We start from the raw sequence: 12,155 nt of genomic DNA on the forward strand, positions 1-12,155 counted from the left end.
GCAGGTTGAGCAGGCGCGAAAGGCGCAGGGACAAAAGCGCGTCCTAGTAGTAATAGGGGAAGTCATCCCAGTTCGGCTCACGCTTTTCCAAAAACGCCTGCTTGCCTTCGGCGGCTTCGTCGGTCATGTAAGCCAGGCGCGTTGCTTCGCCGGCGAAGACTTGCTGGCCCATGAGGCCGTCGTCGGTGAGGTTGAAGGCGAACTTCAGCATGCGCTGCGCGGTGGGGGATTTGGAGTTGATTTCGCGGGCAACTTGGATGGCTTCGTTTTCCAGTTCAGCGTGGTCGGCAACAATGTTCACCGCGCCCATGCGCTGCATCGTTTCGGCGTCGTAGGTGCGGCCCAGGAAGAAGATTTCGCGGGCGAACTTTTGGCCCACCATCTTGGCAAGGTACGCGGAGCCGTAGCCGGCGTCGAAGGAGCCCACGTCGGCGTCGGTTTGCTTGAAGCGAGCCTCCTGGCGTGAGGCGATGGTGAGGTCGCAGACCACATGCAGGGAGTGCCCGCCGCCGGCCGCCCAGCCGTTCACCACGGCGATCACCACTTTGGGCATGGTGCGGATGAGGCGTTGTACCTCCAGGATATGCAGGCGCCCGCCTTCGGCCTTGGTGCGTGCCTCGTCCACGGTGTCTGCGGTCTCACCGTCGGCGTAGCGGTAGCCGGACTTGCCGCGGATGCGCTGGTCGCCGCCGGAGCAGAATGCCCACCCGCCGTCTTTTTCCGCGGGGCCGTTGCCGGTGAGCAGCACGGTGCCTACATTTGGGCTGCGGCGGGCGTGGTCGAGTGCCTGGTAGAGCTCGTCCACGGTGTGGGGGCGAAACGCGTTGCGCACCTCCGGGCGGTCAAAGGCAATGCGTACCGTGCCGTTGCTGCGGCCCTCGCCGCGCAGGCGGTGGTAGGTGATGTCGCTGAAGTGCTCAAACCCCGGCACCTGCTCCCACAGTTGCGGGTTGAAGGGGTTGTCGGTGGAGTATTCGCGGCCGCGTTCGCCTTTGATCACAGTCATGCACTCCATCATAAGAGGTGCCCACATAAGATGTACCCATGCCCGCACACCCCAATCACGAACACCCCAATCACGAACACCCAGTCCTTCCCAAGCCCCCAGTATCCGAGCTACTCGAACGCGCCCATGTGGTGCGCCTGCCCATGCGCGTGCCGTTTCGCGGGGTCACTGAGCGCGAGGTGATGCTGATCGAGGGCCCCGCCGGCTGGGGCGAGTTCGGGCCCTTTTTGGAGTACGGGCCGCAGGAATCGGCGGCGTGGCTGGCAAACGCGCTGGAAATGGCCTACGTTGGCCCGCCCGCTCCGGTGCGCAGCCGCATCCCGATCAACGCCACGGTGCCGGCGGTTGCCCCCGAGCAGGTTGCAGAAGTCCTCGCGCAGTTCCCTGGCTGCAGCACGGTGAAGGTGAAGGTTGCGCAGCAGGGGCAAAGCCTTGCCGACGACGCCGCCCGGGTCGCAGCCGTCCGCGAAGCCAACCCGCTCGCGAAGATTCGCGTGGACGCCAACCGAGCGTGGACTGTTTCCCAAGCCCTCGAAGCGGCGCGTGCGCTCGGGCCGCTGGAGTACATGGAACAGCCCTGCGCAACGGTCTCGGAGCTTGCCGAGTTGCGCACAACGCTGCAGCGCAGCGGACTGTTTGTGCGGGTTGCCGCGGATGAGTCCATCCGCCGTGCCGAGGACCCCTATGAGGTGGCCAGGCAGCATGCTGCAGATGTTGCGGTGATCAAGGCCGCCCCGATGGGTGGGCCGCGCAAGGTGCTTGAGGTGGCGGAGTTCTTCCGCGCCCGCGGGTTGGACATCACCATTTCCAGCGCGCTGGATTCAGGTGTTGGCATGAACGCGGGCATCGCGGCCGTGGCGGCCCTGCCGGCGCACACCGATGATGAGGACTTCGATGTCCCCCCGGCGGCAGCGGGCCTGGGCACCCAGGGGTTGTTCCTGGAGGACGTCACCGCAGCGCGGAAACTGGTGGACGGCCACCTCCAGGTGGAAATGCTGGCCCCGGAACAAGCCCGCTTGGAGGCGCTGCGCGCCCCGGATCGCGTGGATTTCTGGAATGAGCGCCTGCGCCTGGCCTATGAGGTGCTAGAGATGAGGTGCTAGAGAATCTCTAGCTCGGTGAGCAGCTCGCGAACCTTCTGCTCCACCTGGTCTGCGATTTCCCGCACCGTTTCCACCGGCTGTTGCGCTGGGTCAGCGATGTCCCAGCGGACCAGGCGCTGGCCAGGAACGCCCGGGACTTCGTCCACGCCCATGAGGACTACCACGTCAGAGGCGTGCACCACGCGGGGTACGATGCCCTTTTGGTAAAGGTGCTCGTGGTCGATGTTGCGCTCTTTGAGCACCTCAATCACGGTGGGGTTGATGCCGCCTTCGGGGTTCAAACCCACGGAGCGGTACACCACTTGCTCCCCGGCGAGGTGGCGGGTAAGCGCGGCGGCGAGCTGGGAACGCCCGGCGTTGTGCTCGCACACAAAAAGGATTTCTTTGCGGGCGTCGCTAGCTTTGCCTTGCTCGTCTGCGCGCAACTGGAGGGATTCGCTGGCGTCGCGCTCCACCAACACGGGGACAAAATCAGCAATGCGGGCATCCTTGTGCTTATCAATAGCACCATCTACTTCAGCGTCAATGGTTGCCGCATCAAACAGGTGGCCGTAGCGGCGGTGGAGGTCCTCACGAACGATTGCAAATTTGTCGATCATTCCCCAAACAGTACAGCCACAGCCAGCACTTATACTAACCGAATGACAGTCAACCCAGCCGATGCTCACTCCACCATCACCGTGCGCGGTGCCAGGGTAAATAACCTCAAAGACCTCGACGTCGATGTGCCCAAACGCCGCCTCACTGTGTTCACTGGTGTCTCTGGCAGTGGCAAGTCCTCCCTGGTGTTCGGCACCATCGCCGCGGAATCGCGCAGGTTGTTCGATGAAACCTACTCAGCCTTCATCCAGGGTTTCATGCCTTCGCTGCCGCGCCCAGATGTGGACGTGCTGGAAAATTTAAGCCCCGCGATCATCATTGACCAGGAGCGCATGGGTGCCTCCATTCGCTCTACGGTGGGCACGGCAACGGATGCAAATGCCCTGCTCCGCCTCATCTTCTCCAGGCTTTCCGAGCCACACGTTGGCACCTCCGGGATGTTTTCTTTCAACCTTCCGGAGGGCATGTGCCCCGGCTGTGAGGGCACCGGCGAGGCCGCAACCCTGGATGAGTCCGTGTTCCTAGACCGCACAAAATCCCTCAACGAAGGCGCGATCAGCGCGCCGGGCTTCGCGGTGGGGGAGTGGTATTGGAAAACCTATGGTGAAATCCCTCAGTTGGATCCCAACAAGGCCGTCGCGGAGTTCAGCGCCGAGGAGCTGGAATTCTTCCTTTACGCGCCGAGCCAAAAAATCAAGGTAGAAGGCAAGAACCAAACCTATGAGGGGCTTGTCACCCGCATCCGCCGTCTGTGGATCGACCGCGCCGAACCACCCAAAGCCAAGCAGATCGTGGACTTTGTGCAGCGCGTGTCTACCAAAGCCACCTGCCCGGAATGCGGCGGCGCCAGGCTCAACGAGGCAGCGCGCACGGCCACAGTAGCAGGCCGCACCATCGCGCAGTGCCAGGCGATGCAGGTCAGCGAGCTCAAAGAATTCATTGAGGGTATCGACGCGCCCCAGGTCCGCCCCGCTCTGACGTCGCTCGGCGGGATTCTGGAGGCCATGGATCAGGTGGGCTTGGGTTACCTGTCCCTAGACCGCCAAGCCGGCACGCTGTCCGGCGGCGAAGCGCAGCGCGTGAAGATGGTCCGCCACTTAGGCTCCCCGCTCACGGACGTGACCTATGTGTTTGATGAGCCCACGGCCGGCTTGCACCCGCATGACATCACCCGTATGAACACCCTGCTGCAGCAGATCCGCGACAAGGGCAACACCGTGCTAGTCGTGGAACACAAGCCGGAGGTCATCGCCATCGCTGACCACATCGTGGACATCGGCCCCGGTGCCGGTGAAGCCGGAGGCACCCTGGTCTACGCGGGGGACGTTGCGGGCCTGGGGGCGTCGGAAAGCATTACCGCACGCTACCTCACGCGCGACGTAGAGCTGAACACCAACCCTGCGCAGGGCAAGGGTGTGCTGCGCGTGGGGCCGGTGAGCGCGAACAACCTGGAAAACGTTGAGGTAGAGGTGCCGCGCGGGGTGCTGAGCGTGGTCACGGGCTTGGCTGGCTCCGGCAAGTCCACTCTCATCGAGCTCGGTTTGGCGGGCGATCCCGACGTCCTCGTGGTGGATCAAAGCGCGATCCGCGGCTCTCGGCGCTCCAGCCCCTCCACCTACACCGGGCTGCTGGACAAGATCCGCAGCAAGTTTGCCAAGGATAACGGGGTGAAGCCGGCGCTGTTTTCCGCGAACTCCGAGGGCGCGTGTGAGATTTGCGGCGGGCTCGGCGTGACGTACATGGACCTGGCCATCATGGCCGGCGTGTCCAGCCCCTGTGAGGCCTGCGGCGGCAAGCGCTTCAAGGAGGAGGTGCTGCAGTACACGGTGAGCGCGCCCAAGGGTGGCGGGAGCTACAACATCGCGGAGGTGCTGGATATGTCCGTGGCACAGGCGGCAACGGTGTTCACTACCGGCGAGGCCGCAAAGATCCTGCGCCGCCTCCAGCAGGTGGGCCTCGCGTACATCCGCCTGGGGCAGCCGCTGAACACGCTGTCCGGTGGCGAGCGCCAACGCCTCAAGCTGGCCGCGCAGATGAACGATGCAGCTTCCGTAATCGTGCTCGACGAACCCACCACCGGCCTGCACCTGGCAGACACCCAGACCATCATCACCATGCTGCGCAGCCTCGTGGACGCTGGTAAGACTGTGATCGCGATCGAGCACAACGTGGCCGTGATGGCTGCCGCGGACCACATCATCGACATGGGCCCAGGTGCCGGCGCGGCGGGCGGCAAAGTGGTGTTCCAGGGGCCTCCTGCGAAGCTCGTGCAGGCAGACACCCTCACAGGGCACGCGTTGAAGGAGGCGGTTGCGGCTGGGGCTGCTGGGGCTCGAGTGTAAAATCCCTGGCATGACTTCATCGCCGCAGCTTGCCCGCCTCGTTGTCGCCGCCCTCGCCACACACCTTGACCATGTGGTGATTTGCCCAGGCTCGCGTAATTCCGCGCTGTCCCTGGAGCTGCTCGCCCGCGAAGATATCCGTGTGCACACGCGTATCGACGAGCGCAGCGCCGCCTTCCTGGCACTGGGCATCGCGCGCGCAACGGGGCAGCCGGTGGGGGTTGTCACCACCTCAGGGACAGCGGTAGCCAACTGCGCCCCGGCCATGGTGGAGGCGGCGTATTCTCACACCCCGTTGGTGGTGATTTCCGCGGACCGCCCAGCCCGCCTCCAGGGCACCGGCGCGAATCAAACCATCAACCAGCAGGATATCTTTGCCTCCGCCGGAGTGCCCACAACCACTATTGCTCATGAGGGGGAAGTGGCTTTCCTCCACCAAGCCCTGCGCCGCGGCCAAGCGCACCTCAACATTGCCTTGGACACCCCTCTCGTGGAGGGCCTGCCGGCCCCTGCGGGCGGCGCGGTGAAGCAGCGTTTCCGCCCACAGTTCCACGACCACGGCACGGCCACCCTGGACCTTTCCCGCAACACCCTGGTGATTGCGGGTGACGAGGCCTGGGAGGTGCCTGGGCTGGAGGACGTACCCACCATCGCCGAGCCCACCGCACCGGCCCCCTTCGTGCCGGTGCATCCGCTGGCAGCAGGCATTTTTGCCCACGAGCAGGTGAGCGCCGAGGGCTATGTGGTGCGCACCAAGCCGGAACAGGTGGTGGTGGTTGGGCACCCAACGCTGCACCGTGGGGTGCTCGCGCTCACCCAAGATCCGGACATTGAACTTTTGGTGCTGAGCCGCACGGACACGGTCACGGACCTCGGTCGCAGCGAGCGGACTGTGGCCAGCAACATCAAGACCACCGGCGCGCCCACCAAGGCGTGGCTGGAGATCTGCGCGGCGGCGTCGGACCTCGCGGCCCAGGCCGTGCGCAACACACTCGCCGAAGACCACGGCTTCACCGGCCTGCACGCAGCCGCCGCCGTGGCGGACACCCTGGGCACCGGCGACACCCTGCTGCTTGGTTCCTCCAACCCGGTCCGCGACGCCTCCCTGGTGGGCCTGCCGTTCCCCGGAGTGGACACCATCGCCGCGCGCGGCGCAGCGGGAATCGACGGCACCGTATCCCAAGCCATCGGCGTGGCACTTGCCGTGCAGGCCGCCCACCGCGAGGAGGTGCGTGCACCTCGCACCGTTGCCCTCATGGGTGACGTCACCTTCCTCCACGACGCGCCGGGCCTGCTCATCGGCCCGGACTCGCCTCTGCCGGAAAACCTCACCATTGTGGTTGCCAATGACAACGGCGGCGGCATCTTCCACACCCTTGAGGTGGGCGAATCCCAATACCAGCCCTCCTTTGAGCGAGCCTTTGGCACCCCGCACAACGTGGACATCGAGGCTCTGGCACAGGCCTACAACGTGGACTATGTACGCGCGGAGAACCTGCAGGAGCTCATCACCTCCCTCATGGACACCACGGAGGTCGCAGGGTTCCGCATCATTGAGGCCACCACCAGCCGCGAGGGCTTGCGCGAGCTCCACAAGCAGCTCCAGGCCCAGGTGAGCATGGGAAGCATGGGCTAGCCGTGCCCCCGCAAGCTCATGAGGGGAATGTGCGGCGGATGCACCGGAATGTGCACCGCAGGCTCCACCAGCTCATCATGGCGCTGAGTGTTGCGGTGACGATCGGCTGCATCGCCATGGTGGTGGGCCCCTGGCTCAACGACCGCACGATCGACTCCAACCCCGGCCGCGCCTTGGCCACCGTGCAGGCGGTGACGTTCACCAGAACCACCGTGGAGTTCCAGGATCAAAAGGGTTTCAGCCATAGTCCACGGTCCGGCCTGTTGTACCCCACCGGTTTGGGGGTGGGCCAGAGAGTGTGGGTGAATTACGCCCTGGACAACCCTGAATTAGTCAAGGTGGAGGGCCGTTCTTGGACCCTTTCTGTCATCCCGGCGCTGAGCGTGTGGGTGAGTTGTGCTGCGGTGTTGGCCGCTCTGTGGTGGACTACTTCTTGGCACAGGCAACGCCAAGCCGCCCAAGCCTCCCAAGCGGCTAGCGAAAGTGAGCAGGGTTCGCAGGAAAGGACATGATCCATGAGGGTCGCGATCATCGCAGAGAGCTTCCTTCCCAATTTCAACGGGGTAACCAATTCTGTGGTGCAGGTGATCCCCTTCCTGCGCGCTGCAGGCCATGAGGTGATCGTGATCGCCCCCGCGGCTCGGGATCACCATGAGGAGGTTTCGCGGATCCACGGGGCGTCGGTACTGCGTGTCCCCACGATCATGATGCCTCGGATCAATTCCCTGCCCCTGGGGTTGCCGCTGCCGACCCTGCGTGAGCACCTCGCCGAGTTCGCCCCAGACGTGATCCACCTGGCCAGCCCGTTTTTCCTGGGCGGCTTCGCGGCGTTCGTGGCTTCGCAGATGGGCGTGCCCACCGTCGCTGTGTTTCAGACGGACATCGCGGGCTACACCGGCCGCTACCACCTGGCCCCTCTGGAACGCGCCACCTGGGCGTGGACCCGCGCTTTCCACAATCGCTGTGCGCTCACCCTCGCGCCTTCCACCGCCACCATCGAGGTCCTTGAGCGCCACGGCATTGAACGGGTGCATCGTTGGGCGAGGGGAGTGGACACCGAGCTGTTCCAGCCCAAACAAGCGTGCCGACGCAGCACCAGGATCACAGTGGGTTACGTGGGCAGGCTGGCTGCGGAAAAAGGGGTGCACCGGCTGGGGGTCCTCGCGGCTGACCCAAGGTTTCGGGTGGTCATCGTGGGCGATGGCCCCGAGCGGGAAGCCCTCCAACGGCACATGCCCAACGCCACATTCCGCGGAGCGCTATTCGGCGAGCAGCTCGCGCAGGCCTACCGGGACTTCGACGTCTTCGTCCACCCCGGCGAATTTGAAACCTTCTGCCAAACCATCCAAGAGGCCCACGCCAGCGGCGTGCCCACCATCGCCCCCAACCAGGGAGGCCCCCGCGACCTCGTGGTGCCGGACCTCAGCGGCGAGCTGCTGCCGGTAGACAGCTTCACTCAGGAGCTTCCCGACGCCGTTGTGCGCGCCTTTGAATACGCGAACCCTCAGCGCATCGCCGCCTCAGTGGCCAACCGCCGGTGGGAAGACAAAGCCCACGAACTTTTAGGCTTTTACGAGCTGGCAACCGGAGGGGCGGCCCACGAGCAGCGCTGGTTCGATAGACTGTTACACCGTGGCTAAAGCATCCCTTGATAAGAAACCCTTTGACGTTGCGCGCATGTTCGACGCCGTGGGCAAGAACTACGACATCACCAATACGGTCCTCAGCTTTGGCCAAGACCGCATGTGGCGGTGCAAAACCCGCGAACGCCTGAACCTCCGCCCAGGCGAGCTGGTGCTCGACCTCGCGGCGGGCACCGCGGTGAGCACTGAGGAACTGGCCACCACGGGGGCATGGTGCGTGGCCTGCGACTTCTCCCAAGGAATGCTGGCCGCCGGTGCTCACCGCCAAGTGCCCAAAGTCTGCGGCGACGGCATGCAACTGCCCTTCCCGGACAACACCTTTGACGCCGTGACCATCTCCTACGGGCTGCGCAACATCCAAGACTTCCGCCAGGGCCTCAAGGAACTCGCCAGGGTCACCAAGCCCGGCGGGCGGCTCACCGTTGCGGAGTTTTCCACCCCTGTGGTGCCGGTGTTCGCCACCGTCTACAAGGAATATCTCATGAGGGCACTGCCGGTCATTGCGCGCGCGGTGTCCAGCAACCCTGAGGCCTACGAGTATCTGGCCGATTCCATCCGGGCCTGGCCGGACCAAGAAGACCTCGCCCGGGCAATCAACGAGTGCGGCTGGCAGGACTGCGGCTGGCAAAACCTCACCTTTGGCATCGTGGCGCTGCACTCCGCCATAAAGCCAGCTTAAGCGTCCCCCTTTAGGCGTCCCACAGCGGGCGGCTGCCGCGGAACCGTTGCATCGCGGCCCCCGCGCCGCGCCACGCTCGAGCCACGAGGTCCGTATCCTCCTGCGTCACCAGATTGCCCATGAGGCGGGCGGCGGCGGGCATGATCGCCTGGCCCAGGCGCCCGCGCAGCGCCAGCGGCCCCGTCAGGGGAAGGAACTGCGGGTAGGTGAGCAACCGCGCGGCGGTACGGGCCAGAAGGAAGGCCTCGCCGTAGTGTTGGCGTAGCGTGTGCGGCCACACCAGGGTGAGGTCTTTATGCTCGTCAAGGTGTTCCACGGCGAGCGCCGCGGTTTCCATGCCGTAGTCAATGCCCTCGCCGTTGAGGGGGTTCACGCAGGCGGCGGCGTCGCCGATCATCATCCAGTTCGGGCCGGCCACATTGCTCACCGCACCTCCCATGGGAAGCAGGGCGCTGGTGACCTGTTGCGGGGTGCCAAAATCCCATCCGTCACCGCAGGTGGCGGCGTAGTGGTGGAGCAGCTTTTTGGTGTTGATGCGCGCCGGACGGGACTCGGTGGACAGGGCGCCGCAGCCCACGTTTGCTTGGCCGTTGCCCAGGGGGAAGATCCACCCGTAGCCGGGTTGGATGCCCCCTTCGGGGTCGCGAAGTTCCAGGTGGGAGTGGATCCACGGTTCGTCGTGGCGCGCCGTGTCGCAGTAAGAGCGAGCGGCGATGCCATACACCTCGCCGCGGTGCCAGGTGCGCCCCAGGGTCTTACCGAAGGTGGAGCGGACGCCGTCGGCAACCAGCACAAACTTTGCGCGTACAGTGTGGCCGTCGGCGAAGGTTACGGAGTCGAGCTTGCCGCCGCGGAAGTTTGGGGTGCGTGCCGCAACGCCGCAGCGCACGGCGACTTCCGGCAGGCGCTGGGCGGCGTCGAAAAGCAATTGATCGAACTCGCGGCGCGGCATGGCGGAGCCCACCTGCCCGAAGCTGGAGTTGGGCCAGGGCACCGTTTGGGAGCCGCCGAATCCATGCAGCTTGAGACCCTGGTTGTGGTAGCGGGAGGTGACGTCGATGCCGAGGGCGCGCAGTTGCGTGATCGCACGCGGGGTGAGGCCGTCGCCGCAGGTTTTGTCCCGGGGGAAGCTCGCTTGGTCGGTGAGAAGTACGGAAAATCCCCGACGAGCTGCGTGGATGGCAGCGGACGCGCCACTGGGGCCTGCGCCGATGATGAGCACATCCACGGCATTGCTTGGGGCTTGTTCGGGAACAGTCACCCCATCATTGTGCAAGAAAAACCGCGTCATGTGTATCTGACCTCGCCAATCGACTACGGTTAAGGGGTTAGTAACCGCCGCATCAGCAACAAAGAAACCACCGGGAGTTTTTCAACGATGAGCAACGCCTCCGCCTTGCACGCTCCGCTTGAGTTCGGTGACCCACAACTAGGCGAGGCCATCGCCCGCGGAATGGAGCAGACGGAAGCCCTGCTGCTCAAGGAGCTCAGCGTGGGAGAAGACTTCCTTGTGGAGAAGGTCAAGCACCTCGCGTTGGCCGGCGGGAAGCGCTTCCGCCCCATGTTCACGCTCCTGGCCTCCCAGTACGGCACCCGCCCCGGCTGCGAAGACGTGGTAAAGGCGGCGGTGGTTGTGGAAATGACCCACCTGGCCACCCTTTACCACGACGACGTGATGGATGAAGCCGAGCGCCGCCGCGGCGTGGAGTCCGCAAACTCCCGCTGGAACAACTCCGTGGCCATCCTCGCCGGCGACATCCTCCTGGCCCACGCCTCCCGCCTCATGTCCGAGCTCGGCGTGGAAACCCTGGCACACTTCGCCGAAACCTTTGGGGCACTGGTCACCGGCCAAATGCGGGAAACCGTGGGCGCGCGCGGCGGCGACCCAATCGAGCACTACCTCAAGGTCATCGAGGGAAAGACCGGCGTGCTCATCGCCTCCGCAGGCTTCCTGGGCGCCCTGCATTCCGACGCCTCCGCCGCACACACCAAGGCTCTGCAAGGGTTCGGTGCTGCGGTGGGCATGGTGTTCCAGATCGTCGATGACATTATCGACATCTTCTCCAACCCCGAAGAGTCCGGCAAAACCCCAGGCACCGACCTCCGCGAAGGCGTGTTCACCCTCCCCGTCCTCTACGCCTTGGCCGAGGACACCGAGGTAGGCGAGCAGCTCCGTGGCCTGCTCACCGGCCCGCTCACCAACGACGCCGACGTAGAACGCGCCCTCACCCTCCTCGGCCAATCCACCGGCCGTGAGCGTGCCCTCGCTGACGTTCGCCGCTACCTCGACGAAGCCGACCGCCAACTCGCCGACCTCCCCGACCTCCCCGTCACCCACGCCCTGCGCCAGCTCGCGCACTACACCGTGGAGCGCGTGGGCTAGCGCCGCCGGTTGCCTGCTGCTGGGGTAGGTGCTGGGATTGCTGCCGGGATTCCTACTGGGATTGCTGCGGTGACCTGCTGATTTGCAAACCCCCGCACTGCTCATAGTAAAGTGTTGAACGCACCACATGCTGGTGCGCGCCAGGTTGCCCGAGCGGCCAAAGGGAGCGGACTGTAAATCCGTCGGCATTGCCTACAGAAGTTCGAATCTTCTACCTGGCACAACGAACCACACCGGAAACGGTGTGGTTTTTGTTTTGTGCGCAATGGGGTTGGGGCCGTGGCTTGAGGGGGCTGCGGTGTGTTTGGGGGGCGAGTGGGGCCGGGCGCGCGCCCTAGGGAGGACACTTCCGCATTTGTTGGTGCGCGTTTGATGAAAGGTGTCCTGTTTAGGGTTCGCTCCGGGTGGGTTGTTTCCCGTTCTGGTTTGGAGGGTGCGCCCTAGGGAGGACACTTTTGCGTTTGTTGGTGCGCGTTTGGGCAGAGGTGTCCTGGTTAGGGTTCGTCCTGGGTGGTGGTCTTTTCGGGCCTGTACGGATGTGCCCAAATGAGGACACGTTCGCGGTAATTGGTACGAACTTAGGAGAAGGTGTCCTGGTTAGGGTTCGTCCTGGGTGGTGGTTATTTCAGATCTGTACGGATGCGCCCTAATGAGGACACGTTCGCGTTTGTTGGTGCAAACTTCGCCAAAGGTGTCCTGCTTCGGGTTAAGCGCGCATTCGCAACGCCCGCAACCAAGACGCCCACTATTAAGACGCCCGCAA

10 protein-coding genes and 1 tRNA gene are annotated in these 12,155 nt (G+C 64.5%); 8 read left to right on the forward strand and 3 right to left on the reverse strand.

Features of this window, described 5'->3' with window-relative positions; genetic code table 11:
• Positions 1-43: 43 nt before the first annotated feature.
• The gene (locus tag NQ050_RS01365) at positions 44-1,006 is read right to left on the reverse strand and encodes a 1,4-dihydroxy-2-naphthoyl-CoA synthase (RefSeq protein ID WP_257037457.1); all 963 of its coding nucleotides are present in this window, start codon (positions 1,004-1,006) and stop codon (positions 44-46) included.
• Positions 1,007-1,044: 38 nt separating this feature from the next.
• On the opposite strand from NQ050_RS01365, the gene NQ050_RS01370 reads away from it, so the two are divergent.
• Positions 1,045-2,109, forward strand: coding sequence for an o-succinylbenzoate synthase (locus NQ050_RS01370; protein ID WP_257037458.1), 1,065 nt, complete (start codon positions 1,045-1,047; stop codon positions 2,107-2,109).
• Here NQ050_RS01370 and NQ050_RS01375 read toward each other — a convergent pair.
• Entirely contained in the window at positions 2,106-2,708 is a 603-nt protein-coding gene (locus NQ050_RS01375) for a low molecular weight phosphatase family protein (protein WP_257037459.1), read from the reverse strand. The genes NQ050_RS01370 and NQ050_RS01375 overlap by 4 nt on opposite strands.
• Before the next feature lie 42 nt (positions 2,709-2,750).
• On the opposite strand from NQ050_RS01375, the gene NQ050_RS01380 reads away from it, so the two are divergent.
• From NQ050_RS01380 to NQ050_RS01400, 5 genes are read left to right on the forward strand one after another with little or no spacing between them, the layout of a single operon-like run.
• Positions 2,751-5,051, forward strand: a complete 2,301-nt coding sequence (locus NQ050_RS01380) for an excinuclease ABC subunit UvrA (RefSeq protein ID WP_257037460.1) — start codon at positions 2,751-2,753, stop codon at positions 5,049-5,051.
• A 10-nt stretch (positions 5,052-5,061) separates the two neighbouring features.
• Positions 5,062-6,687: a 2-succinyl-5-enolpyruvyl-6-hydroxy-3-cyclohexene-1-carboxylic-acid synthase gene (gene menD, locus NQ050_RS01385; RefSeq protein ID WP_257037461.1), complete on the forward strand. Its 1,626-nt coding sequence runs from the start codon at positions 5,062-5,064 to the stop codon at positions 6,685-6,687.
• Between the two features lie 38 nt (positions 6,688-6,725).
• Entirely contained in the window at positions 6,726-7,199 is a 474-nt protein-coding gene (locus NQ050_RS01390) for a DUF3592 domain-containing protein (protein ID WP_257037462.1), read from the forward strand.
• 3 nt (positions 7,200-7,202) lie between these two features.
• The gene (locus tag NQ050_RS01395; protein ID WP_257037463.1) at positions 7,203-8,327 is read left to right on the forward strand and encodes a glycosyltransferase family 1 protein; all 1,125 of its coding nucleotides are present in this window, start codon (positions 7,203-7,205) and stop codon (positions 8,325-8,327) included.
• Positions 8,320-9,009, forward strand: a complete 690-nt coding sequence (locus NQ050_RS01400) for a demethylmenaquinone methyltransferase (protein ID WP_257037464.1) — start codon at positions 8,320-8,322, stop codon at positions 9,007-9,009. The genes NQ050_RS01395 and NQ050_RS01400 overlap by 8 nt, the downstream gene beginning before the upstream one ends.
• 10 nt (positions 9,010-9,019) lie before the next feature.
• Here NQ050_RS01400 and NQ050_RS01405 read toward each other — a convergent pair whose 3' ends face one another.
• Positions 9,020-10,300: a geranylgeranyl reductase family protein gene (locus NQ050_RS01405; RefSeq protein ID WP_257037465.1), complete on the reverse strand. Its 1,281-nt coding sequence runs from the start codon at positions 10,298-10,300 to the stop codon at positions 9,020-9,022.
• An 87-nt stretch (positions 10,301-10,387) separates the two neighbouring features.
• On the opposite strand from NQ050_RS01405, the gene NQ050_RS01410 reads away from it, so the two are divergent.
• Both NQ050_RS01410 and NQ050_RS01415 read left to right on the forward strand, forming a co-directional pair.
• Positions 10,388-11,392 (forward strand): polyprenyl synthetase family protein, encoded by a 1,005-nt coding sequence (locus tag NQ050_RS01410; RefSeq protein ID WP_257037466.1) that lies wholly within the window; start codon positions 10,388-10,390, stop codon positions 11,390-11,392.
• A 139-nt stretch (positions 11,393-11,531) separates the two neighbouring features.
• A tRNA-Tyr gene (locus NQ050_RS01415) sits at positions 11,532-11,613 on the forward strand.
• Positions 11,614-12,155: the final 542 nt, after the last annotated feature.

Source organism: Corynebacterium sp. 122RC1, assembly GCF_024580955.1.
Classification (GTDB): Bacteria; Actinomycetota; Actinomycetes; order Mycobacteriales; family Mycobacteriaceae; genus Corynebacterium; species Corynebacterium kozikiae.

Excerpts from the sequence above, each read along its gene's own strand:
- NQ050_RS01365 (WP_257037457.1), bottom strand. The coding sequence starts at position 1,006 with ATGACTGTGATCAAAGGCGAACGCGGCCGCGAATACTCCACCGACAAC.
- NQ050_RS01370 (WP_257037458.1), top strand. The coding sequence starts at position 1,045 with ATGCCCGCACACCCCAATCACGAACACCCCAATCACGAACACCCAGTC.
- NQ050_RS01375 (WP_257037459.1), bottom strand. The coding sequence starts at position 2,708 with ATGATCGACAAATTTGCAATCGTTCGTGAGGACCTCCACCGCCGCTAC.
- NQ050_RS01380 (WP_257037460.1), top strand. The coding sequence starts at position 2,751 with ATGACAGTCAACCCAGCCGATGCTCACTCCACCATCACCGTGCGCGGT.
- menD (WP_257037461.1), top strand. The coding sequence starts at position 5,062 with ATGACTTCATCGCCGCAGCTTGCCCGCCTCGTTGTCGCCGCCCTCGCC.
- NQ050_RS01390 (WP_257037462.1), top strand. The coding sequence starts at position 6,726 with ATGCACCGGAATGTGCACCGCAGGCTCCACCAGCTCATCATGGCGCTG.
- NQ050_RS01395 (WP_257037463.1), top strand. The coding sequence starts at position 7,203 with ATGAGGGTCGCGATCATCGCAGAGAGCTTCCTTCCCAATTTCAACGGG.
- NQ050_RS01405 (WP_257037465.1), bottom strand. The coding sequence starts at position 10,300 with ATGACGCGGTTTTTCTTGCACAATGATGGGGTGACTGTTCCCGAACAA.
- NQ050_RS01410 (WP_257037466.1), top strand. The coding sequence starts at position 10,388 with ATGAGCAACGCCTCCGCCTTGCACGCTCCGCTTGAGTTCGGTGACCCA.